The organism is Streptomyces sp. BJ20 (assembly GCF_022869105.1).
Taxonomy (GTDB): Bacteria; Actinomycetota; Actinomycetes; order Streptomycetales; family Streptomycetaceae; genus Streptomyces; species Streptomyces griseoincarnatus.
In genome coordinates this window covers 4,529,545-4,552,285 of record NZ_CP094918.1, presented here as the reverse complement: position 1 = coordinate 4,552,285, position 22,741 = coordinate 4,529,545, and the positions used below count along the sequence as shown (strand labels likewise).

The window sequence follows — 22,741 nt, the reverse complement described above, 5'->3', positions numbered from 1 at the left end:
TGACGTCCTTCGCGCCCAGCGCCAGCAGCGCGCGCAGGACGGCGCCGGCCCTGCGCTTGGCGCGGACCTCGAAGTAACGGCCGGCCAGGATGAACGTCTGACGCCCGCCGCCTCCAGGCAGAGGTTCCCGGCGCCGTCCGAGCGGGCCACCGTGAACTCGACGCTGACTCCTCTCGCATACGGGACGGGGGTATCGCCCCATGGCTCGGGTGTACCCCGGTGGGGTATACGCCGTAAACCGCTCGGTGGCTTGACTTAGTACCCCCTAGGGGTATCGTGAGCTGTATCGATCGGCTCGTGACAGGTTGCGGGCCGCTGTTTCCAGGGGAGAGACGGCCATGAAGACCGGACTGAGGATCACCGCGTTCGCCGCCGCGCTGGCCGGTGCTTTCGGCACCGCCTACGGCGTCGGTCAGGCCTTCGACCCGGTCGTCGCGGAACGTCCCCGGACGCACGAGGACCGGCATCCGTCAGGAGCGGCGGAGAGCGAACGCGGCGGGAGCGCCGCGCACGCGCCCGGCGGGCTGCAGATCTCCGAGGGCGGCTACACCCTCGACCTGGACACCCCGACGGTCACCGCCGGCGAGTCCGCCGAGCTGCGGTTCACCGTGCGGGACGCGGACGGACGGGCCGTCGGCGAGTACCGGCGGGAGCACGACAAGGAGCTGCACCTCATCGTGGCCTCCCGCGACCTGGTGACCTACCGCCACCTCCACCCCGAGCGCACCCCCGACGGCACCTGGAGCACGCCCGTCGACCTGCCCCGCGCCGGCGGCTACCGGGTGTTCGCCGACTTCACCCCGGACCGGCCGGGCGCGGAGAACCTCACCCTCGGCGCCGACCTGGCCGCATCCGGCCCCTACAGCCCCCGCGAGCTGCCGCGGTCCTCCGCCACGGCCCGCGTCGACGGCTACGACGTGAAGCTGACCGGGACGCTGACGCCCGGCCGGGCGAGCGAGCTGCGCCTGACCGTCTCCCGCGACGGCGAGCCCGTCACGGACCTCCAGCCCTACCTGGGCGCCTACGGCCACCTGGTCGCCCTGCGCGCCGGAGACCTCGCCTACCTGCACGTCCACCCCGAGGGCGAACCGGGCGATGGCACCACCCGGCCCGGCCCGCACGTCTCCTTCACCGCCACGGCCCCCAGCAGCGGCAGTTACCGTCTCTTCCTGGACTTCAAGCACGACGGCGTCGTCCGCACGGCCGCCTTCACCGTGGAGACCGGACAGGCCGTCGCGGAGGAGGCCGGCCCCACGTCACCGGAACCCGCCGAGTCGCCCGGCCACTCCGACGACGGCCACGGCCACTGACGGTCAGCCCAGCGCCCGGTCCAGGTTGTACGCCGCGCTGATCAGCGCGAGGTGGGTGAAGGCCTGCGGGAAGTTGCCCTGCTGGTGTCCGGTGTGGCCGATCTCCTCGGCGTAGAGGCCGAGATGGTTGCCGTACGTGAGCATCTTCTCGAAGGCCAGACGGGCCTCGTCCAGGCGGCCGGCGCGGGTGAGGGCCTCGACGTACCAGAACGAGCAGATGGAGAACGTGCCCTCCTCGCCGTGCAGGCCGTCGGGGCTCACGTGCGGGTCGTAGCGGTAGACCAGCGAGTCGGAGACCAGCTCACGGGTCAGACAGTCCAGCGTGGACAGCCACCGGGGGTCCTTCGGCGCGATGAACTTCGACATCGGCATCATCAGCAGCGCCGCGTCCAGCACCTCGCCGCCCTCGTGCTGGACGAACGCCCGCAGCTCGTCCGACCAGCAGTCGGTCATGATCCGCCGGTAGATCGTGTCCCGGCAGCTCATCCAGTGCGGCAGGTCCGCGGGCAGGCCGCGGCGGCGGGCCATGCGGACGCCGCGCTCGACCGCCACCCAGCACATCAGCCGCGAGTACAGGAAGTTCTTCCGCCCGCCCCGCGTCTCCCAGATGCCCTCGTCGGGCTGGTCCCAGTTCGCGCACACCCACTCGACCAGCGCCGTCACATGCTCCCACTGCTCACTGGAGATCGGCTCGGCCCACTTGTCGTACAGGTAGATCGAGTCGATCAGCGCGCCGTACACGTCCAGTTGAAGCTGGTCGGCCGCCGCGTTGCCGACCCGGACGGGATACGAGCCGTGGTGGCCCTCCAGGTGATCAAGCGTCCGCTCGGGCAGGTCGGTGCGGCCGTCGATGCCGTACATGATCTGAAGCGGACCGGACGGTTTGCCGTCGCCGGGGCTGATGTGCCGGGAGACGAACGCCATGAACGCCTCCGCCTCCTCGGTGAAGCCCAGCCGCAGCATGGCGTACACGCAGAACGCCGCGTCGCGCACCCACATGTACCGGTAGTCCCAGTTGCGTTCGCCGCCGAACTCCTCCGGCAGGCTCGTCGTGGGCGCGGCGACGATCGCCCCCGTGGGCGCGTACGTGAGCAGCTTCAGCGTGAGCGCCGAGCGGTGCACCATCTCCCGCCAGCGGCCCCGGTAATGCGACGCGGAGAGCCAGTCCCGCCAGTAGCGCACCGTCGCGGCGAACTCCCGCTCCGCCTCCTCGTGGGCGCAGTCGCGCGGCGCCAGCTCACCGCCGACCTGGTCCAGCGCGAACACCGCCGTCTCACCCTCGGCCAGCTTGAACTCGGACCGCACGTCGACCCCGTCGTGCTCCAGCGGGACCGTGGCGGTCAGGGCGAGGTCCAGCGCGTCCGACTCGAAGACGGCGACGTCCCCGGTGACGCGCAGCGTGTGCGGCAGCGCCGCGTAGCCGAAGCGCGGCGCCACCAGCGCGCGGAACGGCAGCGACCCGCGCACGCACAGGACCCGCCGGATCAGCCGGTGCCGGCCCTCCTCCGCCGACTCGCCGGACACCGGCATGAAGTCCTGGACCTCGCCGACGCCGTCCTCGGTGAAGTACCGGGTGATCAGCACGTTCGTGTCGGGGAAGTAGAACTGCTTGGTGCGCGCCGGCACGGCCGCCCCCAGCTCGAAACAGCCGCCCCGGTCGGCGTCCAGCAGCGCGGCGAACACGCTCGGAGCGTCGAAGCACGGCGCGCAGTACCAGTCGATGGTGCCGTCCGTCGCCACCAGCGCCACGCTGCGCAGGTCGCCGATCAGCCCGTGGTCGGCGATGGGCATGTACCGCCGGGAGCCGGATCCGTCGCCCGGCCGGTTCGTCGTCCCGTCCATCGCAGCCTCCTCGGCCGGCGCGTGTCCTCCTGCCAGCTTAGGCAGGAGGAGCGGGACCGGCCTTCCGGCGGACGGCGGACGTGCCGGGACCTACCGGCGTACGGCCCTGAGGACCACGAACTTCGGGTCCGACGCCACCACCTCGCTGTTGCCGAACAGACGGCGCAGCTTCACGTGGTGACCGAGGTGCCGGTTGCCGACCACCCACAGCTCGCCGCCCGGGCGCAGGGTGCGGCGGGCGCCGGTGAACATGCGCCAGGCCGTGGCGTCCGTGGTCGCCTGGTGGGAGTGGAAGGGCGGGTTGTTGAGGACCAGGTCGACGCTGCCGGACGGGACGCCCGTCAGACCGTCACCGACCCGGAACTCCGCGTGGCCGCTCACGTCGTTCGCCCGGTAGGTGTCCTGCGCCGACGCCACAGCCTGGAAGGACTCGTCGACGAACAGCACCTCGGCCTTCGGGTCGGCCAGCGCCATCGCCATCCCCACGACGCCGTTGCCGCAGCCCAGGTCCACCACCCGGCCGCCGCCTCCGGCCGGCAGATGGCGCAGGAAGAAGCGGGTGCCGATGTCGAGCCGGTCCGCGCAGAACACCCCGGCGTGGTTGACGACCGTACGGCCCGACACCGGACCGACGTCCCCGGGGAGCGTGTAGCGGTACGGCCACGGGTTCGGCGGACGGACCAGGGACGGGTCCGGTGTGCAGAGGATCAGCCGGGCCTTCTTCTCCGCCAGGGAGGTGCGCGTCGGACCGAGGATCCGCTCGAACAGCTTCAGCGTCGAGGTGTGGATCTCCTTCACCATGCCCGTGCCGACCACGACCGTGTCCGCGTGCACCGACGGCGCCAGCCGCAGCAGCTGGTCCTCCAGCAGCGCCAGGCTCTTCGGCACCCGCACCAGCAGCACGTCGGTCCGCTCCGGCGGGGCGTCCCGCGTGGTCAGCAGCCGGACCGTGCCCGGCTCGACGCCGTTGCGGGCGAGGTTGGCCCGGGTGGCCTCCTGGCCGAGCCAGGAGTCGGTGATCTGCGTCGGCCGGTGCGCGGCGAGCGCCGTGACCAGCGCCCCCCACCGGTCGCCGACCACCACGACCGCCCCGGACAACGGCGGCTGCCGCTCGGCGAGATGCCTGAGGAGATACTCGTCGGAGGCGTCCCAGGCGCGCAGCCTGTCCCGCGGGTCCTCGGGGAAGCGGGACAGCACCGGCTCGCCCCAGGGGGTCGTCATACGGTCGTTCATCGTGCAGCCAGGCTAGCCGAGCCGCGGACCGGCCCGGCGCGGCGCACGGGTGCGGACGTCCGGGGCACACACCCCGCACGCACCGCCGGAGCTTGGACGTGGGCGGCCTGTCGTCCGCGAGCATTGCGGATCATGGGAGACTCGCCCCCATGAGCGGGAACGCGGACCCCCGGCCGGCGGGGGAAGGGACCACCTCGAGGACGCGGCTCGACCGGGGGCGCGGGGCGCTCGGACCCGCGCTGGAGCTGGTGCACACCGGACGCGCCCCGACCCGCGCCGTGCTCACCGCGGAGCTCGGCGTCACCCGCGCCACGGCCGGCGCGGTGGCCGCCGAACTGGAGGCGCTCGGACTGATCCGCGTGGACGCCCGGCCCGGCGCGGCCGCCGGCTCCCAGGGACGTCCCTCGCACCGGCTGTCCGTCGCCGAGGACGGCCCCGTGGCGCTCGCCGCCCAGATCCACGCCGACGGCTTCCGCGCCGCCCTGGTGGGGCTCGGCGGCCGGATCGTCGCCACCGCGCCCGGCTGCGAGGTCGTCGACCCCGACCCGGCGAAGGTGCTCGGCTCCGTCGTGGCGGCCGGCGCGGAACTGCTGCGGGAGACCGGACGGCGCTGTGTCGGCGCCGGGCTCGCCGTGCCGTCGGCGGTCGCCGAACCGGAAGGGCTGGCGCTCAACCCGCTGCACCTGGCCTGGCCCGCCGGCGCCCCGGTGCGGGAGATCTTCGCCGAGCAGGTGCGCGCCGCCGGCCTCGACGGGCCCGCGTTCGCAGCCAACGACGTCAACCTCGCCGCGCTCGCCGAACACCGGCACGGCGCCGGGCGGGGCTCCCGCGACCTGCTGTGCGTGGCCACGGGTCACCGTGGCGTCGGCGGTGCGCTGGTCCTCGACGGCCGCCTGCACACAGGCAGTTCGGGTCTCGCCCTGGAGGTCGGGCACCTCGCGGTCAACCCCGACGGGCGGCCCTGCCACTGCGGCAGCCGGGGCTGTCTCGACGTCGAGGCGGACCCGCTGGCCCTGCTCACCGCGGCCGGCCGCGACCCGGGCCCCGAGATGTCCCTGCTGAGGCAGGCCGACGACCTGATCCGCGGCCAGTACGGCGACCCGCGGGTCCGCACCGCCACCGAACAGCTCATCGACCGGCTCGGCCTCGGACTGGCCGGGCTGGTCAACATCCTCAACCCCGACCGGATCATCCTCGGCGGCCTGCACCGCACCCTCCTGGAGGCCGACCCCGACCGGCTGCGGGCCGTCGTCGCCGACCGCAGCCTGTGGGGCCGCAGCGGCGGGGTGCCGATCCTCGCCTGCACGCTGGACCACAACAGTCTGGTCGGCGCGGCGGAGCTGGCCTGGCAGCCGGTGCTGGACGATCCTCTGGGGGCACTGGCGTAAGGACGACGACCCATCGACAGAAGGCCGACCGTATGACCGACACGCTCACCGTCAGCGTCCTGGGCACCGGCATCATGGGTGCCGCGATGGCCCGCAACCTCCTGAGGGCGGGACACACCGTCCGCGCGTGGAACCGCACCCGCGCCAAGGCCGACCCGCTCGCGGCCGACGGCGCCCACGTCGCCGGAACCCCCGCCGAGGCGGTCGAGTCCGCCGACGTCGTCCTCACCATGCTGTACGACGGCCCCGTCGCCCTGGAGACGATGCGCGCCGCCGCCCCGGCACTGCCGCGCGGAGCCGTCTGGGCGCAGTGCACCACCAGCGGCATCGAGGACGTCGCCGGGATGGCCGCCTTCGCCCGCGACCACGGCCTGCGCTTCTACGACTCGCCCGTGCTCGGCACCCGCAAGCCCGCCGAGGACGGGCAGCTCACGGTGCTCGCCGCCGGCCCCGCCGAGGGCCGGGACGCGGTGACCCCGGTGTTCGACGCGGTGGGCGCCCGCACCGTGTGGACCGGCGAGGACGGCGCGGAGGCGTCCGCCACCCGGCTGAAACTCGTCGCCAACAGCTGGGTCCTCGCGGCCACCGCCGCCGCGGGCGAGACGCTGGCCCTGGCCCGCGTCCTGGACGTCCGGCCGGACGACTTCTTCGCCCTCATCGCCGGCGGACCGCTCGACATGGGCTATCTGCACGCCAAGGCGCGGCTGATCCTCGACGGGCGGCTGTCCCCGGCCCAGTTCGCGGTGAGGACCGCCGCCAAGGACGCCGGGCTCATCGTGCGGGCCGGTGAGCGCCACGGCGCCCGCCTCGACGTGGCCGCCGCCGGCGCCCGCCGACTGGAGCGGGCCGCGGCCCAGGGGCACGGCGACGAGGACATGGCCGCCGCCTACCACGCGAGCTTCGACGACGACGGCCCCGCGTCCGCGACCTGACCACCGTCACCAACTCCCTCAACCCCCTACAGCGAGGAGTGCACGTGTCCAAGCCCCCACTGCCGCCGGAGGCCCAGGCGCTGCTGCGCAAGCCCAACCCCTGCGTGATGGCCACCCTCCGCTCCGACGGCTCGCCCGTCTCCACCCCCACCTGGTACCTGTGGGAGGACGACGGCCGTGTCCTGATCAACCTGGACGAGGGCCGGGTCCGCCTGCGCCATCTGCGCGACGACCCGCGCGTCACCCTCACCGTCCTCGACGCCGACAACTGGTACACCCACGTCACCCTGATCGGCCGCGTCGCCGAGATGCGCGACGACGAAGGTCTCGCCGACATCGACCGGCTCTCGCGCCACTACGGCGGCGACGCGTACCCCGACCGTGAGCGCCGCCGGGTCAGCGCCTGGGTCGAGGTCGACCGGTGGCACGGCTGGGGCGCGCTGAAGGACAGCGACCAGAGCGGCTGAGCGGGAGCCGTCGAAGCACACGCGTACCGCCCGCGTACTCCCCGGGCGGTACGCGAGGTGCCGCCGGCCGCACGACGACCGGACCCCCCTCCCGGAGCGAGTCTCGAAGTGTCGCCGCGGGGCGACGAGACACCGCACCCGAGGAGTTGAACGATCATGCAGACCCTGGCGCACTTCGGTGACGGCGGGCCCGGCCCGTGGATCCTGCTCTTCCCCCTGTTCTGGGCCCTGGTCGTGGGGCTCGGCATCACCCTGCTGCGCCGCACGGGGTGGCGCGGCCGCCGCGGCCCGCACGGACCCGCCGCCCGTGACGACTCGCCGCTCGCCGTCCTGGGCCGCCGCTTCGCCTCCGGCGACATCGACGAGGAGGAGTACTGGCGCCGGCTGTCCGTCCTGGAGGAGCAGTTCGGGCGCCGCGGCTGAGGGCCCTCCCCGAGGCGGCCCGCCCGCCAGGTGATCCACATCACCACCCCGCCGTGTGACGTACGGAGCGCGGTCGGCGCTGGAGAGGTGAGGCGTCGCACGAGGCGGACGAGTCCCGTGCGCCGGCCGTTGCTTCCGTCGGCCCGTCCGGGCCGCTTCTCAGGGTGGGGATCCTTTTGAGCCGTCACAGCCGGCGTCGTGCCGTGTCGCACGCGTACAGACCGTTGAGCATGAGACGCCGGGCGTGGCTGACGCTCGGCGCCGTGCTCATCGGGGGAGGGGGCGTCGTCACGTACGCCACGGCCAGCCCGTCGGATCCCGGTGCTCCCGGGCAGGAACGGCGGCCGGTCGAGGTCTACGGTCTGGCCCTGAAGGGCACCGCGGCCGGCGAGCGCAAGCTGCCCCGCACGGAGACCGAGCAGTTCTCGCTGGTCGGCGTCTCCTGGACCGGGGCGCTGAAGCCGCTGGAGGGCACCGCGCAGGTGCGCACCCGCGGCCTGGAGTCCGGCGAGTGGGGCGCCTGGCGGTCGCTGGAGCTGAACGCGGCCCCTCCGGAAGAGGTCGAGGCCGGCATGCGCGGCGCGTCCCAGCCGCTGTGGGTCGGGCCCTCCGACGGTGTCGAGGCCCGCGTCGTCCACGAGGACGGCACCACCGCCGCACTGCCCAAGGGCCTGGAGGTGAACCTCGTCGACCCGGGCGTGGTGACCGAGGCCGAGACGCGCGTCGACGCGCCCGAGCCGGCCGCGTTCGCCATGGACGAGTCGCCGTCGCCCTCCCCGTCGCCGGAGCCCACGGCGCCGCCGTCCACGGTGCCGCAGCCGCCCGTCACCTCGCGTGCCGACTGGGGCGCGGACGAGTCGAAGAGCCCCGATCCCTCGGAGTACAACGCCGAGGTGAAGGCGGTGTTCGTGCACCACACCGACGGCGCCAACGACTACGACTGCGCGGAGTCGCCGGCGATCGTACGGGGCATCTACGCGTACCACACCGAGGTCAACGGGTGGAACGACGTCGGCTACAACTTCCTCGTCGACAAGTGCGGCGCGGTCTTCGAGGGCCGCAAGGGCGGCATCGACCGGCCCGTGCTCGGCGCCCACACCTACGGCTTCAACCGTGAGTCGGCCGGTGTCGCCGTCCTGGGCGCGCACGGCACCGGCGCCGCCTCCTCCGCCGCCCTGGCGTCCGTGGCGCGGGTGACGGCCTGGAAACTCGGCCAGTACGGCGCGGACCCTGCCGGCACAGTGAAGCTCACCGCAGGCGCGACCCAGACCAACTACTTCGGGACCGCGTTCACCGCGGGCGAGGAGTACACCTTCAAGCGGGTGTCCGGGCACCGCGACGGCTTCAACACCGAGTGCCCGGGCAACGCCCTGTACGCCCAGCTGCCGACCGTCCGCACCTGGGCGGCGGGCCCCGTCGACGGGCTGCGGATCGTGTCCCTCACGGACGCGACCGCCAAGGGCTCGACGTACTACACCAAGGGCACGCCCGTGGTGCGCTGGTCGGCCACCACACCGGCCGCGCTGATCAAGAGGTACGACGTGCTCGTGGACGGCCGATCCGTCGCCGGGACCTCGGGCGCGGGCTACGCCAAGCGGATCACCCTCACCCCCGGCAGCCACACCGTGAGCGTGCGCGCCACGCACCAGTCCGGCGCCGTCTCGACCACGGACGCGCTGACCGTCGTGGCGGAGACGACCGCGCCGGTGTTCACCGCCGCGCCGACGCTCGGCCTGCGCGCCGGCACCGTCAACACCGGGTCCGCCCCGGTCACCCTTCGCTGGAAGGCGACCGACGACCAGGCCCTGCGCCAGGTGCGGCTGCTGACGCCGTCGACCGCCACGTTCAGCGCGGCCGCCTACCTCTCCAACCGCACTGCGAAGCCGGGCATCGCGTCCACCTGGTCGATGCGGGCGTACGACTACGCCGGCAACCACCGCGACACGGCGGCCACCTACACCCCGGTGATCCTCCGGGAGAGCGCGGCGGTCCGGACGGGCACCTGGAGCACGCGCAGCTCCACCAGCTACCTGGGCGGCAAGTCGTACTCCAGCGCCTCCAAGGGCGCGAGCCTGAGCTGGACGTTCACCGGCCGCTCGGCGGCCTGGGTGGTCAGCCGGGCGTCGAGTTCGGGACAGGCGTACGTGTACGTCGACGGGGTCAAGGCCGCCACGGTGGACCTGAGGTCGGCGGCCACGAGCTACCGGCAGGCGATCTGGACGAAGACCTGGACGGCCAACGCCAGGCACACCGTGAAGATCGTGGTCGTCGGCACCAGCGGCCGGCCCACCGTCACCACGGACGGCCTCGTCTACATCAGGTAGCCGACACCTCGGCTGTCACCCCGGCCGGCCGGGGTGAGCGCGGTGTCCCGCGGACACGAGGTCCGCGGGACACCGTGGCCGTCGGCGGCGCCCCGTTGTGTCACCGCCCGGTCAGCCCGGAACGGCGGACCGGGCGGGAGCGGGTTCGGGCCGGTGGACCTCGGCCACGTGGTCGACGAGCGCGACCTCCGTGAACCGTGGCCGGTCCGGTCCGGCGGCCGTGAGGTGCGGGCGCCGGTCCCAGGCCGCCGGTTCGGCGGCCGCGGACGTCGGCAGTGTGAACCACACGACCTTGCCCGCGTCGTCCGGCAGGACGCCCCAGCTCTCGCTCATGGCGGCCACCATCGCCAGTCCGCGGCCACAGGTGGCGAGCGGTCCGGCGTCCGCGACGACCGGCAGCCGCGGATCGTGGTCGTGCACCGACACCTTCAGCCGGTCGAGGAGCAGTTCGATCTCCACGGTGCACGTCTTGTCGGGACGGGCATGCCGGTGGACGTTGGACAACAGCTCCGTCACACCGAGCGAGGCCCGGTCTATCAGGGGATCCATGTGCCAGTAGCGCAACTGCGCAGATACGATTCTGCGGACCTGGCCGATCCGCGACGGCAGGGCTTGGAGCTCCACCGTGCAGTGCCTGCTTGGGTGACTGATCACGGCTGCGACTCCCCGACGTGAGGTCCGGAAGAACACGGAGTACGGATCCAGCAGGGCGCCTGCGTGACGCTGCCGCCTGCTGTCGTGGCCGGCGGGCTGGTTCGCAGCGTTATCGCCGGTAAACCCAGAGTGACGTGAGAACAGCGTGACCCAGCGGCGGATACGGCGCAACTCGCGGACATCTCAGGCGCCGCGCCCCGCCGCCCGGCGGACGGCCTCGATGAAACGGCGGGCCGCGGGCGGGCCGGGCTCCCCGGGCGCGGGGTCGTGGTCCCCGAGGGTCAGCAGGTACCGGTGCCCGTTGAGGTCGGCCAGCGCCCGGCCGTCGGGCGCGAACCAGGGCCGTGTTGCCCGCACGGCCTGCACCGGCGCGCTGTCGATCTCGGTGCCGTAGCTGGTGAGCAACTCCAGCCGCCCGTCGCTGATCCGGACCTGTCCGGCCCGGGTGAGCGACCGCAGCCGCCGGCCGATCCGCACGCCCGTGGCCTTGAACTCCGGCTCCGCCATTGCCGTCCGCCCCCTCTGTGCGCGTCGGTGGTGCCGGACCGCGCTGCGCGGGCCGGCCGCCGTCCGGAGCCAGGTGTGCCCCTGCTCCCGCCGGTGCAGTCTGCCCGCACGCGCCGCCGAGCACCAGGGCCCGCGCTCCCGGCGGCCGGAGCGCGGGGGGCACTCGCGCCCATGCGCCCCCGTCCGCGCGCCCCCACCGCCCCAGCACTGCCTTTCAGGCCACCAAAGATGTGTTTATGCAGGTGAGAGGTGGTGTGAATGGTGCTTATGATCGGTGTGTCGGCCGCGCTGGACGCCGTCGGCGCTCAGTGTAAGGAGCCCAGTCGTGAGCACTCCCCAACAGACCCCGACCGGCGCCACTCTCGACGTCGACCGCAGCGATCCCGCCTACCGCGCCTGGCTGAAAGAGGCCGTGCGCCGGGTGCAGGCCGACGCCAACCGCTCGGCCGACACCCATCTGCTGCTCTTCCCGCTGCCCGAACGGTGGGGCATCGACCTCTACCTGAAGGACGAGTCGACCCACCCCACCGGCAGCCTCAAGCACCGGCTGGCCCGCTCGCTGTTCCTGTACGGCCTGTGCAACGGCTGGATCCGACCGGGCCGCCCGGTGATCGAGGCGTCCAGCGGCTCCACCGCCGTGTCCGAGGCGTACTTCGCGAAGCTGATCGGCGTGCCCTTCATCGCCGTCATGCCGCGTACGACGAGCGCCGAGAAGTGCCGCCTGATCGAGTTCCACGGCGGACGGTGCCACTTCGTGGACGACCCCCGCACCATGTACGAGGCGTCAGCCGCCCTGGCGGCGGAGACCGGCGGCCACTACATGGACCAGTTCACCTACGCGGAGCGGGCCACGGACTGGCGCGGCAACAACAACATCGCCGAGTCGATCTTCCGCCAGCTGCGGATGGAGCGGTTCCCGCAGCCGGAGTGGATCGTCGCCACCGCCGGCACCGGCGGCACCTCGGCGACCCTTGCCCGCTATGTGCACTACATGCAGTACGACACCCGCATCTGCGTCGCCGACCCGGAGAACTCCTGCTTCTTCCAGGGCTGGACGACCGGCGACCCGGACGTCTCCTGCGACAGCGCCTCCCGCATCGAGGGCATCGGCCGCCCCCGGATGGAGCCGAGTTTCGTGCCCGGCGCCGTCGACCGGATGATGAAGGTGCCCGACGCGGCCGCCGTCGCCGCCGTGCGGGCGCTGGAGCGGGTCATCGGCCGCAAGGCGGGCGGCTCCACCGGCACCGGGCTGTGGAGCGCGCTGAAGATCGTGGCGGAGATGGCCGCGGAGGGCAGGCGGGGCAGCGTGGTCACGCTGCTGTGCGACCCGGGCGACCGCTATCTGGACAAGTACTACTCGGACTCCTGGCTGGCCGGACAGGGCCTGGACGTGACGCCGTACGCGGAGGCCATCGACTCCCTGCTGAGCACGGGCGTGTGGCCCGAGGCGTCACCCCGCGAGCCGGCGGTCCAGTGAGGTCATGGCGTCGCGAAAGCCCGCCGCCAAAGCGGGGCGGGCGGCCCTCATCGCCAGGCGGAACGGCGTGACGCCGTCCACCGCCATCGTCCAGCGCACCCGCGTGCCCGTCCCGGCCGGCCTCAGCCGCCACTCCTCGGCCATCGCCCGGGCGCCCGGCACATTGGTGACGTCGACGCGATAGGCGTACACGTCGGGCTCCTCGGCCACGAGGATCGTCTCCCGGAACCGGGCCGCGCCCACGAGCCGGATCTCCCGGCCGGCGCCGCCGTCCAGCGGACGGGCCAGGGTGACCGCACGGAACCACGCCGTCCAGCCGGTGACGTCCCGCGCCAGCCCGTCGAACACCGCCGGGGGAGGGGCCGAGACCTCCCGCTCGAAGACCAGGCGCACGGGGGCGACCGAGGCGAACTCCCGCCCTACGGGCCGCAGACGGTGGGCCATGGACTCAACTCCCTGGGAGGTCGCGCTGCTTGCGGTTCACGGACGGCACGGGGAGCCGGCGCCGCCCCGGTCAGGCCTCGGCGGCCTGAGCCGGCTCGTCCCCGGAGTGCTCGGACTCGCCGGCGACCACCAGCCGCCGCAGATGCTCGGACACCTCCGCGCGGGCCTCGGCGGACAGCCCGGAGTCCGTCACCAGCGTGTCCACCTGCTCCAGCGAGGCGAACGAACTCAGGCCCACGGTGCCCCACTTGGTGTGGTCGGCGACCACGATCACCCGCCGGGCCGACTGCACCAGCCGCCGGTTGGTCTCCGCCTCCGCCAGGTTCGGCGTCGACAGTCCCGCCTCCGCCGATATCCCGTGCACCCCGAGGAACAGCAGGTCGAAGTGGAGCGCCGCGATCGCCTGGTCGGCCACCGGCCCCACCAGTGAGTCGGACGGGGTACGCACCCCGCCCGTCAGGACGACCGTGGCCGCCCCCTGCCGGCTGCCCGAGGAGCGCTGCGCCGCGTGGAAGACGTCCGCCACCCGCACCGAGTTGGTGACCACCGTGAGGTCGGGAACGTCGGTCAGCCGGTGCGCCAGCGCGAACGTCGTCGTGCCGCCGGACAGCGCGATCGCAGCGCCCGGCGGGACCAGCTCGGCCGCCGTACGCGCGATGTCCTCCTTGGCGGTCAGCTCCAGACCCGACTTGGCCTCGAACCCCGGCTCGTGCGTGCTTGCCTCGACCACCGGGACGGCGCCGCCGTGCACCTTCTCCAGAACACCCTGCCGGGCCAGCGCGTCGAGGTCGCGGCGGACCGTCATGTCCGACACGCCGAGCCTGCGGGTCAGCTCGTTGACCCGGACCCCGCCCCGTCGCCGGACCTCGTCGAGGATCAGGGTGCGCCGCTGCTCGGCGAGCAGATTCTGATTCTCGCTCACGTACGCTCCGGTCCTTTCGCCGCACGGCCGTCCGACACACTCCCGCGCGTCCACGGCCCCGGGCGGCATGTCCCGGGCACCGGTGCGCGGACGTCCCATCCTCCCATGCCGGACCCCGGGCGGCGCCACCGGTCGTTCGTCGCGTACATGACGGTTCCTGGCGTCCGCGTGGTGCGTGCGCGTCACACGGATCGGGGAGATTGAGTGACGAGGGACGCACACGGTCCAGGGGCGCGGGATGCTGTCCCGCACGGACGGATCCGACGGCGCGTCAGGGGGAGACCGAACGGTGGAGAACACGCAGCGGCACAGACCGGCCGAGGACGGCGGAGCACCGTCGGGCGAGGAGTCCGCCGGGTCACGGGCCGCATTGGAACTCCTGGTCCACGGGGTGGGCGGCACCACCCCGGAGCAGATGCTCGACGACCCGCGCACGGTCCGGGTCACCGGCGACGACATCGCCGCCGTCTTCCGCCGCGCCGACGACGCCGACGCCGAGCGGGGCCCCGGCGCCCGCCGCGACGGGCCCGTCCCCGAGGCGTACGTCTGGTGCAACCTCACCTCCGGCAACGGCACCCGCGCCCTGTGGCTGCTGCTCCTGCCGTTCATGGTGGTCAACCTCGCCCACTGGATGCGCCCCACCGCCCACGGCCGCCGCCGCACCGTCCGGCTGTACGGGCTGCTGGTGCGGCTGACCGGCCTCAGCCTCACGGTGCTGCTCGTGGCCGCCGCCTGCGAGGTCGCCCTCGACCTGACCGCCTGGCAGTGCGCGGGCACCCCCGCCTGCGCCGGCCGGCACTCCTGGCTCGGCTTCCTGTCACCCGGCGAGGGCTGGTGGGGCGCGCCCGGCCGCCGGCTCGCCCTGGCGGCCCTGGTGCCCGCCGCCCTCACCGGACTGCTGTGGTTCCTGTCCCTGCGCACCTGGAGCGCCTACGAGTCGCAGCAGCCGCTCGGCGGCCCCGGGGCCCAGGAGGACACCGGCCCGACCGCCCTGAACCGCCCCGGCTTCTGGTACGGCCGCCGCCTGGGCGCCCGGCTGCGCGCCGCCCACACCGCCGCCGCGCTGCTGACGGTCGCCGCGGCCGTGGGCTCCGCCGCCGCGCGGTACGACCGTGAGCCGGGCGGCCCCGCCGTCCTCGCCGTCCTGGGCGCGCTGCTGGAAGCCTCCCTGGCCGCCGGGGCGGGCGCGGTGGTGTGGGTGGTCTGCCGCCGCGGCCGCAGCGAACGCCGCCTCGACGGCGACGCCGACCGCCGCCTGGTGCGCGGGCTGCCCTCCGCCGCCCTCGCCCTGCTCGCCCTCAGCGCCCTCTACGCCGGCTGGGAGCGGCCCGCCTGGGAGTCGGCGGACCGGCTGCCCGGCAACCTCACCTTCGGCGCCCTCACCTTCGCGCAGGGCCTGCTGGTGATCGTCCTCGCCTGTGTCGCCCACGTCCTGCACCGCACCGACCCCGACCGGCGCGCCGCGCTGCGCGGGCTGGCCGGACCCGCGGTCGCCATGCTCGCCTGCGCGCTCGGCGGCGTGATGTCCGGCGGGGTCTCGCAGCGGATGTCCGACTGGCTGGACGGCACCCGCGCCTCCATCCCGGGGCCGCCGGTACTGCTCACCTGGCAGGCCTCCGTCATCCCCCCGCTCCTCCTGCTGCTCCTCGTCATGTGCTGCTGGCTCGCCCGCCGCGCCTGGCACCTCGCACAGGCCGAACGAGCCGCCGTCGAGGAGGAGTACGCCGGAGAGGCGGGCGACCCCGGCCGCACCCGGCGGATCGCCTCCGTACGTGCCATGGCCGCCCTCACCGACCGGGGGCCGCGCATCCTCGCCGTCACCTCCGCCGCCACCCTGCTCCTCGGCGCCGGAGCCCTGGCCGGCGCGACGGCCACCGGGGAGACACCGGGCGCGGCGGCGCGCGGCGCCCACCCCGTACTGCACGGCGCCGCGCAGACCGCGCAGGCCCTCGGCTCCTGGCTGATCGGCCTCGGCTTCGTCCTCCTCGTCACCTGGGGCCGCCGCGCCTACAAGGACGCCTCCGCCCGCCGCACCATAGGAATCCTGTGGGACGTCGGCACCTTCTGGCCGCGCGCCGCGCACCCCTTCGCGCCGCCCTGCTACGCCGAGCGCGCAGTGCCCGACCTGACCTGGCGCATCGCCACCTGGACCGGCGCCACCGGAGGGCGGCTGGTGTTGTCCGGGCACTCCCAGGGCAGCGTGCTCGCCGCCGCCGCGGCCTGGCAGCTCCCGCCGTCCGCCCGCAGACGCGTCGCCCTGCTCACCTACGGCTCCCCGCTGGAGCGGCTGTACGGCCGCTGGTTCCCCGCCCACTTCGGCCCGGACGCGCTGGACGCACTGCACCGGGACGTCGTCTGCTGGAGCAACCTGTACCGGCGCACCGACCCGATCGGCGGCCCCGTGCGGCTGCCCGGCGACGGCGGCCCCGAGGTGGACCGCCCGCCGCTCAAGGACCCCCTCGCCTACGGCCGCACCGCGGAACACCCGCTGCCCGCGCCGATCCTCGGCCACTCCGACTACCAGGCCGACCCGGCGTTCGCGGAGGAACGCCGGCGCCTGCTCGCCCGGCTGCGGCCCGAGGTGCCCGCTCCCCGCAGCACCGGGAGGCCCGGCCCGGCGGCCTGACGGCCCGCGCTCAGGGGAGCGCGGGCAGGTCCTCCGCGTACAGCAGCGTCAGGTCGTCGGTGGTGGGCTCGTCGAGCTGGGCGACCCGGCTCGCGTGCCGCTCCACCATCGCCTCGAACGTCTGCCGCGCCGTGCGCCCGTTGCCGAACGCGGGTCCCTTGGGGATGCCGGTGAAGTACTTCAGCAGCGCCTCCGCGGCGCCCGGGGCCAGCCGGTACTCGTGCTCCTCGGCCTGCTGCTCCACGATGCGCAGCAGCTCCTCCGGGCCGTAGTCGCCGAACGTGATGGTGCGCGAGAAGCGGGACGCCACACCGGGGTTGACCGACAGGAAACGCTCCATCTCGGCCGTGTAGCCGGCCACGATGACCACCACCGCGTCCCGCTGGTCCTCCATCAGCTTGACCAGCGTGTCGATGGCCTCCTTGCCGAAGTCCCGGCCCGCGTCCTCCGGCGACAGCGCGTACGCCTCGTCGATGAACAGCACCCCGCCGCGCGCCTTCTCGAACGCCTCCTGCGTGCGGATCGCCGTCGAGCCGATGTGCTCGCCGACCAGGTCCACGCGGGACACCTCGACCAGGTGGCCCTGCTCCAGCACGCCGAGCGAGGCGAGGATCTCGCCGTACAGGCGCGCCACGGTGGTCTTGCCGGTGCCGGGGGAGCCGGTGAACACCAGATGCCGCTTGACGGACGCGGCTTTCAGCCCGGCCTGCTGCCTGCGCCGGCCCACCTCGATCATGTCGGTGAGTGCCCGCACCTCGCGCTTGACGCTCTCCAGGCCGACCAGGGCGTCGAGTTCGCCGAGGACGTCCTTGGAGGTGCGCGTCTCCCGCCGCGGTTCCGGCACGGCGGCGGGAGCGGGCGCCGCAGGGGCGCCGGCGGGGGAGGGGACCGTGCCCAGCAGGCCCGTGGTGTGGCCGGTGGTCTGCACGGCCGGTTCGGGCGCGGGCGGTTCGGCGCGCAGGCTGCCGGACTCGTCGCTCGTGCAGTCCTCGACGACCGGGCCGCCCGAGCCGGACGCGCCGTCGGCGCCCTCGGCGAACTCGTAACCCCCGCGCGCGCAGCGCTCGGTGCGGCACTTGCGCAGCGTCGTGCGGCTGCCGTCGATGACGTGGAAGCCGTAGCCGCCGCTGCCCGTGACCCGGCAGTGCTCGAAGGTGCCGCGGCCGCCCGCGGACACGTACACGCCCGCCTCGGCGGGGGAGTCGACCGTGCAGCGCTCGACGGTCGGGTCGGCGCCCTTGGTGACGATGACGCCGGTCTGGGTGCCGTCCAGCGAGCAGTTGCTGAGGGTGCCGCCGCTGCCGTGGTCGCGGAACCAGGCACCCGTGGCCGCCTCCCGGATGCGGCAGTCGTCGAGTTGGGCGGTCGCGCCGTCGCTCACCGACACCGCCGTGTTCCGCACCTGGGAGAGGTCGCTGTCGACGACGTCCGCGCGCGAGCCGCGGTCCAGCACGAACAACGCGTCCGGCACGTCGTGCACCCGGCAGGAGTCCAGGACGGCCGTCGCCCCGTCGCTCACCCACACCGCCGGGTAGTCGCCGGTGCTGTCGAAGATCTCGCACTGGTTGGCGTCCACCCGCGTCCCCGGGTCCCACACCGACAGGCCGTTGCGGCCGAACTGACGCACCGTGGTGCGGGTCAGGGTGAGCACCGAGCGGGAGCGCAGGTCGACCGCGTTCTCCGGGATGTCGTGGATGCGGCAGTCGGCCAGCGTCAGCACGGCGTCCGTGTCGAGCGTGATCCCGTCCCCGGTGGTGCGGTGCACGTCGCAGTCGGTGAGGTGGGCGGTGGCGCGGCCCGTCACCTGCACCCCGCTGCCGCGCACCTCGTACACCTCGCAGCCGACGGCCTCCAGCGCCGAGTTCTCCCCGGTCGCGGTCAGGCCGGAACCGGAGGCGTGGTGCACCTTGCAGCGCTCCAGCCGGGGGTGGCCCCCGCCGCGCACGGCGACGCCCGCCTGTCCGGCGGCGACCACCTCGCACTCCTCGAACACCCCGCCCCCGCCGTCGACGACGGCGATGCCGGCGCCCGCCGGGTTGTCGACCGTGCAGCGGCGCACCGTGGGCCGGGCGGCGCCGCGTACCTCGATGCCCGCCGCGGACCGGCTGACCACGCGGATGTCCCGCAGCTCGGGGGTGCCCTCCTCCACCAGTACGGCAGGGGCGGTCGCGTCCTGTCCCTCCACGTGCAGGTCCTGCACCACCGCGGAGGCGCGCACGGTGAGCGGCACCCCGTCCGGCGGCGCGATGCGCACCGAGCCGGGCGACCCCTCGGGCCCGCGCAGGGTCACCGCCCGCCGCACGACGAGGTTCTCCCGGTAGGTGCCGGGAGCGACGGTGAGCACGTCGCCCTCGCCCGCGGCCTCCAGGGCGGCGGCGAGCGATGGGTACTCACCCGTGCGGCGGCGCCACCTCGATGTGCCGGTGTGCGTCACCTGGACCGTGCCCTGTGCCATGGTGTTGCCGTGCCCCCACCTCGTCGTACCTGTGGACCGTTCCCGCCCGAGTCGCTGCCGATCGGTTCGGCCGGACCACCGTAGCGTGCGCGGGGGCGGCGAGTTGACCAGAGGCGGAACGCCGTCAGCTGTCGGCGCCCGCCCTGCCCCAGTCCGGGCCCACGCGGCCCCACTCGCGGTCCCAGCGGGCGTACCGGCCGCGGAACATCCGCCGCAGCAGCAGGCGCCGGCCGGCCTCGAACAGTCCGGCGGCCAGCAGCGCGGCCCCCGCGCCCGCGAGCACCGCGTGCGCCGTCGCGGCGCCCGGTTCCAGCGGGCGGGCGACCCGGTCCCCGCGCCCGTCGGTCCATATGCGGAACGTGTCGCCCGGCCGGGGTTCCGGCAGGCGCGCCTGCACGGCCTCCCGCCGCCCGGATCCGTCCGGGGCGGTCCAGCGGGCCAGGACGCGGGAACTCGGGTCCCCGCCCAGCAGTTCCGGGTCCGTGGTCGCCGGGGCCGGGTCCAGCTCGCGCACCACCGTGGCCGTGACCAGGTGGCGGGACTGCTGCTGGGCGCGGACCGACCGCTGCAGCGACGCGTGCGCGGCGCTTCCGGTCAGGGCGCCGATCAGCGGCGCGGCGAGCGTGACCAGCAGGAGCGCGGTGAGCGCCAGCCACGCCTCCGCGAGGTCGGTGGGGCGGCGCAGCGGGTTGCGCCGCCAGCGCCAGAGTCCGCTGACCGCCCGCACGGCACGCACCCCCTCCCGGTCCCACACCGATCCCTCACGGCGTTCAACGCGCCGGAGGGGGGCCCGGGTTCCCGCGTCGTGCGGCCGTGCGTCCGAGCGCGCGTCAGGCCACGACCTCCAGCGGATCGCCGACGCGGAGGGTGCCGGGGCAGAGGGGCACCAGGTTCACGCCGAAGAGGAGCCGGCCGCCGACGGACCGGTGGCGGCCCAGGGTGTGCAGCGGTTCGCGTCCGCGCCGGGAGGTGTCCTGGTCGGTGGTGGTGACCACACACCGTCCGCTCGGCTTGGGGACCCGGAACGTCATCTCGCCGATGGTGACGCGGGTCCAGCCGTCCTCCGCCCACGCCTCCGTCCCCCCGATCACCACGTTGGGCCGGAAGCGGCTCATCGGCAGCGGGCCCTCGTGCGCGTGCGCGCCCTGCGCGACCAGGGAGTTGAGCCGGTCCAGGGAGGCGGTCGTGGTGAGCAGCAGCGGGTATCCGTCGGCGAACGTGACCGTCTCGCCGGGCAGCGCGTACGCGGGGTCGACCGGCCGCCGTACGGCCGGGTCGTCGAGGTGCACGAGCCGCACCGGTGTGTCCAGGAAGTCGCTGCACCACTCGTGCACGGCCGGGTCCTCGGCGGGGACGACCTCCACCTTGTCGCCGAAGACGTCCGCCGGGACGGTCGCGCCCGGCGCCGGCACGGGCACGGTGACCGGATCGCGGCCGGGCGCGGACAGCATGACGCCGCCGCCGGGCAGTGGCTCGGCGGCGGCGAGGGCCAGGCGCGGGTGGCGGCGCTGCGTGACGACCTTTCCCCCGTCGTCGATCAGCGTCCAGCGCCGGTCACCGGCCGGACCCCAGCGCTCCACGACGACCTCCCGGAGCGGCAGGCTCCGGAAGGCCTTGACCGGATGAACGTGGATCGAGCGCACACGAGCGTTCCCCATGGGCCCATCGTGCCATCACCGGACGACGGCACCGGGCCCTCCCGGCACGGCTCGGCCCGCTCAGTACCCCCGGTACTGCTGGTTGTTGTAGGGGTCGTGGTACGGCGCGGGCGCCGGCCGCGGGGCGGCCGCGGGGCGCATCGCCTCGTACCCGGCGGGCTGCGGCTGGCGCGGCGGCTGCGGCTGGGGGCCGGGGTAGCCGCGCGGCGCGGTGGCCTGCTGCGGGATGTACGCCGTGTGCGCCTGCTGGAGCGGGGCGGGCTGCGGCGTGGCGGGCTGGGGATAGCCGTAGGACGGCTGGGACGGTGCCGCCGGAAGGGCCGGCAACGCCGAGGGAAGCGCGGGCAGGTGACTGGCCGGCGCCTCGTACGCGGCGGGGACCCGGATCGGGGCGATCTGCGGGGTGCCCCGCTCGGCCACGAGCGAGTCGTAGATCGGGGTGTCCGGGAAGGCAGCGGAGGAGTAGCCGCCGCCATACATGGAGCGGGGGGAGGTCATGGCACATAAGTTAAGCCCACGATGTGCTGGTTGGGGAGACCGATAAGAGGGTTGTTTTCCGCGCCCTGGGTGACTGGCGATCCCTAATACGAGCGAACTTATGGAAATCGGGCGTACTGTCGCGCGGATTTCGTGTAAAGGCCGAGTTCCGAGGGTGTTACCGGCGGTCGCGGGGGTGGCCGGCGGGTGGTTCGCGCCCGCGGGCGTGGGCGTCCCGCGTGCGGGGGATTAGGTTGGGCGGACGCACACCGACGGATGCCGGGGCTCGCCCGGCGCGGCGACCTGTGATGGGGGCGGGACATGTCCATGCCGAAGGGATCGAACACACCGGTGCCGGCCACGGCACTGCGGGTCGACGTGGGCTGGCGCTCCGGCCCGGGCGTGCCCGACGCGGACGCCTCGGCGCTCCTGTTGGCCGGCGGCAAGGTCCGCTCCGACGCCGACTTCGTCTTCTACAACCAGCCCGCCCACGAGTCCGGCGCCGTACGCCACGAGGGCAAGCGGCAGGACGGGGGCCGGGTCACCGACACCCTGCTCGTCGACCTCACGCGCGTCGAGCCCGGCATCGAGACCGTCATCCTGGCCGCCTCCAGCGACGGCGGCACCTTCGGCCAGGTCCCGGACCTCTCCATCGAGGTGAAGGACGCCGCGAACGGCGCCGTGGCCGCACGCTTCGACAGCACCGGCGCCACCACCGAGACCGCCTTCGTGCTCGGCGAGTTCTACCGCCGCCAGGGCGCCTGGAAGTTCCGCGCCGTCGGACAGGGCTACAGCAGCGGGCTCGAGGGCCTCGCCACCGACTACGGCATCACCGTGGACGAACCGCAGCACGCCGCGCCGCCCACCGCACCCGTCGCGCCCCCGGCCGCCCCGCCCGTCGCCCCTGCGGCAACCGTCCCGCAGCCGCCGCTCCCGCCCGCCGCACCCCCGGCGCCCGTCCAGCTCACGAAGGTGACGCTCACCAAGGCGGCGCCCTCCGTGTCCCTCACCAAGCAGGGCGGCACCTCGGGCTCCCTGCACGTCAACCTCAACTGGGAGATCCGCAAGCAGTTCTCCGGCTGGGCCGCCAAGCTGGGCCGCCCGGTCGCCATGCACGCCGACCTCGACCTCGACCTGTGCGCCCTGTGGGAGCTCACGGACGGCAGGAAGGGCGTCGTCCAGGCCCTGGGCAACGCCTTCGGCTCGCTGCACCAGCCGCCGTTCATCCACCTCGACGGCGACGACCGCACCGGCGCCTCGGCGAGCGGCGAGAACCTCACCGTCAACCTCGACCACAAGCACCAGTTCCGGCGCATCCTCGTCTTCGTCACCGTCTACGAGGGCGCCCGCTCCTTCGCCGATCTGCACGCCACGGTCACCCTCCGCCCGCAGCACGGCGCGCCCATCGACTTCTCCCTCGACGAGTGCACCGTCCCCTCCACGGTGTGCGCGCTCGCGCTCATCACCAACAACGGCGGCGACCTGGTCGTCCAGCGCGAGGCCCGCTACCTGGTCCCGGAGCGCGGCGTCAGCCCGCAGCGCACCGTCGACCACGCCTACGGCTGGGGCATGAACTGGACGCCCGGCCGCAAGTGACGGCCG

General features: G+C 74.1%; 19 protein-coding genes. 9 read left to right on the top strand and 10 right to left on the bottom strand.

Annotated features, from left to right (window positions below; genetic code table 11):
• Positions 1–338 precede the first annotated feature (338 nt).
• The gene (locus tag MTR79_RS20390) at positions 339–1,310 is read left to right on the top strand and encodes a DUF748 domain-containing protein (protein ID WP_244791666.1); all 972 of its coding nucleotides are present in this window, start codon (positions 339–341) and stop codon (positions 1,308–1,310) included.
• Positions 1,311–1,313: 3 nt separating this feature from the next.
• Here MTR79_RS20390 and MTR79_RS20385 read toward each other — a convergent pair whose 3' ends face one another.
• Both MTR79_RS20385 and MTR79_RS20380 read right to left on the bottom strand, forming a co-directional pair.
• Positions 1,314–3,152, bottom strand: a complete 1,839-nt coding sequence (locus MTR79_RS20385) for a glycoside hydrolase family 15 protein (RefSeq protein ID WP_086699479.1) — start codon at positions 3,150–3,152, stop codon at positions 1,314–1,316.
• Positions 3,153–3,242: 90 nt separating this feature from the next.
• Positions 3,243–4,373 carry a methyltransferase gene (locus tag MTR79_RS20380; RefSeq protein ID WP_244791664.1) on the bottom strand — a complete coding sequence of 377 codons (1,131 nt, stop codon included), beginning with the start codon at positions 4,371–4,373 and terminating at the stop codon, positions 3,243–3,245.
• Positions 4,374–4,534: 161 nt separating this feature from the next.
• Here MTR79_RS20380 and MTR79_RS20375 point away from each other — a divergent pair, with 161 nt between their 5' ends.
• The 5 genes from MTR79_RS20375 to MTR79_RS20355 all read left to right on the top strand — a co-directional run bounded on the left by MTR79_RS20375 (position 4,535) and on the right by MTR79_RS20355 (position 9,919).
• The gene (locus tag MTR79_RS20375) at positions 4,535–5,773 is read left to right on the top strand and encodes an ROK family protein (protein WP_086699483.1); all 1,239 of its coding nucleotides are present in this window, start codon (positions 4,535–4,537) and stop codon (positions 5,771–5,773) included.
• A 32-nt stretch (positions 5,774–5,805) separates the two neighbouring features.
• On the top strand, positions 5,806–6,705 hold the full coding sequence (locus tag MTR79_RS20370; RefSeq protein WP_244791662.1) for an NAD(P)-dependent oxidoreductase: 900 nt from the start codon (positions 5,806–5,808) through the stop codon (positions 6,703–6,705).
• A 44-nt stretch (positions 6,706–6,749) separates the two neighbouring features.
• A complete protein-coding gene (locus MTR79_RS20365; protein WP_189364005.1) occupies positions 6,750–7,172 on the top strand; it encodes a PPOX class F420-dependent oxidoreductase in 423 nt (140 codons plus the stop codon).
• A gap of 156 nt (positions 7,173–7,328) precedes the next feature.
• Complete coding sequence (locus tag MTR79_RS20360; RefSeq protein ID WP_086699487.1) at positions 7,329–7,595, top strand: SHOCT domain-containing protein; 267 nt, start codon at positions 7,329–7,331, stop codon at positions 7,593–7,595.
• 230 nt (positions 7,596–7,825) lie between these two features.
• Positions 7,826–9,919, top strand: a complete 2,094-nt coding sequence (locus tag MTR79_RS20355) for a peptidoglycan recognition protein (RefSeq protein WP_244791660.1) — start codon at positions 7,826–7,828, stop codon at positions 9,917–9,919.
• A 111-nt stretch (positions 9,920–10,030) separates the two neighbouring features.
• Here MTR79_RS20355 and MTR79_RS20350 read toward each other — a convergent pair whose 3' ends face one another.
• Together MTR79_RS20350 and MTR79_RS20345 are read right to left on the bottom strand one after the other, a co-directional pair.
• Positions 10,031–10,573 (bottom strand): ATP-binding protein, encoded by a 543-nt coding sequence (locus tag MTR79_RS20350; RefSeq protein WP_244791658.1) that lies wholly within the window; start codon positions 10,571–10,573, stop codon positions 10,031–10,033.
• Positions 10,574–10,756: 183 nt separating this feature from the next.
• Entirely contained in the window at positions 10,757–11,080 is a 324-nt protein-coding gene (locus tag MTR79_RS20345) for a hypothetical protein (protein WP_006136459.1), read from the bottom strand.
• A 325-nt stretch (positions 11,081–11,405) separates the two neighbouring features.
• Between MTR79_RS20345 and MTR79_RS20340 the strand changes: the two genes are divergently transcribed.
• Positions 11,406–12,557: a PLP-dependent cysteine synthase family protein gene (locus MTR79_RS20340; RefSeq protein ID WP_128125544.1), complete on the top strand. Its 1,152-nt coding sequence runs from the start codon at positions 11,406–11,408 to the stop codon at positions 12,555–12,557.
• Here the strand turns inward: MTR79_RS20340 and MTR79_RS20335 are convergent.
• Together MTR79_RS20335 and MTR79_RS20330 are read right to left on the bottom strand one after the other, a co-directional pair.
• On the bottom strand, positions 12,531–13,001 hold the full coding sequence (locus tag MTR79_RS20335) for an SRPBCC family protein (RefSeq protein WP_244791656.1): 471 nt from the start codon (positions 12,999–13,001) through the stop codon (positions 12,531–12,533). The two genes, MTR79_RS20340 and MTR79_RS20335, sit on opposite strands and share 27 nt — an antisense overlap.
• Before the next feature lie 70 nt (positions 13,002–13,071).
• Positions 13,072–13,923, bottom strand: a complete 852-nt coding sequence (locus MTR79_RS20330) for a DeoR/GlpR family DNA-binding transcription regulator (protein WP_048456470.1) — start codon at positions 13,921–13,923, stop codon at positions 13,072–13,074.
• Between the two features lie 415 nt (positions 13,924–14,338).
• Between MTR79_RS20330 and MTR79_RS20325 the strand changes: the two genes are divergently transcribed.
• Positions 14,339–16,549 (top strand): hypothetical protein, encoded by a 2,211-nt coding sequence (locus tag MTR79_RS20325; protein ID WP_244793263.1) that lies wholly within the window; start codon positions 14,339–14,341, stop codon positions 16,547–16,549.
• Between the two features lie 10 nt (positions 16,550–16,559).
• Here the strand turns inward: MTR79_RS20325 and MTR79_RS20320 are convergent, their stop codons facing one another.
• The 4 genes from MTR79_RS20320 to MTR79_RS20305 all read right to left on the bottom strand — a co-directional run bounded on the left by MTR79_RS20320 (position 16,560) and on the right by MTR79_RS20305 (position 21,160).
• Positions 16,560–19,004: a right-handed parallel beta-helix repeat-containing protein gene (locus MTR79_RS20320; RefSeq protein WP_086705351.1), complete on the bottom strand. Its 2,445-nt coding sequence runs from the start codon at positions 19,002–19,004 to the stop codon at positions 16,560–16,562.
• Positions 19,005–19,128: 124 nt separating this feature from the next.
• Positions 19,129–19,740, bottom strand: a complete 612-nt coding sequence (locus MTR79_RS20315) for a hypothetical protein (RefSeq protein ID WP_244793261.1) — start codon at positions 19,738–19,740, stop codon at positions 19,129–19,131.
• A gap of 94 nt (positions 19,741–19,834) precedes the next feature.
• A complete protein-coding gene (locus tag MTR79_RS20310) occupies positions 19,835–20,662 on the bottom strand; it encodes an MOSC N-terminal beta barrel domain-containing protein (protein WP_244791653.1) in 828 nt (275 codons plus the stop codon).
• Positions 20,663–20,722: 60 nt separating this feature from the next.
• Complete coding sequence (locus MTR79_RS20305) at positions 20,723–21,160, bottom strand: DUF6643 family protein (protein WP_048456475.1); 438 nt, start codon at positions 21,158–21,160, stop codon at positions 20,723–20,725.
• Between the two features lie 306 nt (positions 21,161–21,466).
• Here MTR79_RS20305 and MTR79_RS20300 point away from each other — a divergent pair, with 306 nt between their 5' ends.
• A complete protein-coding gene (locus tag MTR79_RS20300) occupies positions 21,467–22,735 on the top strand; it encodes a TerD family protein (protein WP_244791651.1) in 1,269 nt (422 codons plus the stop codon).
• Positions 22,736–22,741: the final 6 nt, after the last annotated feature.

Excerpts from the sequence above, each read along its gene's own strand:
- MTR79_RS20385 (WP_086699479.1), bottom strand. The coding sequence starts at position 3,152 with ATGGACGGGACGACGAACCGGCCGGGCGACGGATCCGGCTCCCGGCGG.
- MTR79_RS20300 (WP_244791651.1), top strand. The coding sequence starts at position 21,467 with ATGCCGAAGGGATCGAACACACCGGTGCCGGCCACGGCACTGCGGGTC.
- MTR79_RS20320 (WP_086705351.1), bottom strand. The coding sequence starts at position 19,004 with ATGGCACAGGGCACGGTCCAGGTGACGCACACCGGCACATCGAGGTGG.
- MTR79_RS20360 (WP_086699487.1), top strand. The coding sequence starts at position 7,329 with ATGCAGACCCTGGCGCACTTCGGTGACGGCGGGCCCGGCCCGTGGATC.
- MTR79_RS20305 (WP_048456475.1), bottom strand. The coding sequence starts at position 21,160 with ATGACCTCCCCCCGCTCCATGTATGGCGGCGGCTACTCCTCCGCTGCC.
- MTR79_RS20310 (WP_244791653.1), bottom strand. The coding sequence starts at position 20,662 with ATGGGGAACGCTCGTGTGCGCTCGATCCACGTTCATCCGGTCAAGGCC.
- MTR79_RS20375 (WP_086699483.1), top strand. The coding sequence starts at position 4,535 with ATGAGCGGGAACGCGGACCCCCGGCCGGCGGGGGAAGGGACCACCTCG.
- MTR79_RS20380 (WP_244791664.1), bottom strand. The coding sequence starts at position 4,373 with ATGACGACCCCCTGGGGCGAGCCGGTGCTGTCCCGCTTCCCCGAGGAC.
- MTR79_RS20355 (WP_244791660.1), top strand. The coding sequence starts at position 7,826 with ATGAGACGCCGGGCGTGGCTGACGCTCGGCGCCGTGCTCATCGGGGGA.
- MTR79_RS20335 (WP_244791656.1), bottom strand. The coding sequence starts at position 13,001 with ATGGCCCACCGTCTGCGGCCCGTAGGGCGGGAGTTCGCCTCGGTCGCC.
- MTR79_RS20345 (WP_006136459.1), bottom strand. The coding sequence starts at position 11,080 with ATGGCGGAGCCGGAGTTCAAGGCCACGGGCGTGCGGATCGGCCGGCGG.
- MTR79_RS20370 (WP_244791662.1), top strand. The coding sequence starts at position 5,806 with ATGACCGACACGCTCACCGTCAGCGTCCTGGGCACCGGCATCATGGGT.
- MTR79_RS20325 (WP_244793263.1), top strand. The coding sequence starts at position 14,339 with ATGCTCGACGACCCGCGCACGGTCCGGGTCACCGGCGACGACATCGCC.
- MTR79_RS20390 (WP_244791666.1), top strand. The coding sequence starts at position 339 with ATGAAGACCGGACTGAGGATCACCGCGTTCGCCGCCGCGCTGGCCGGT.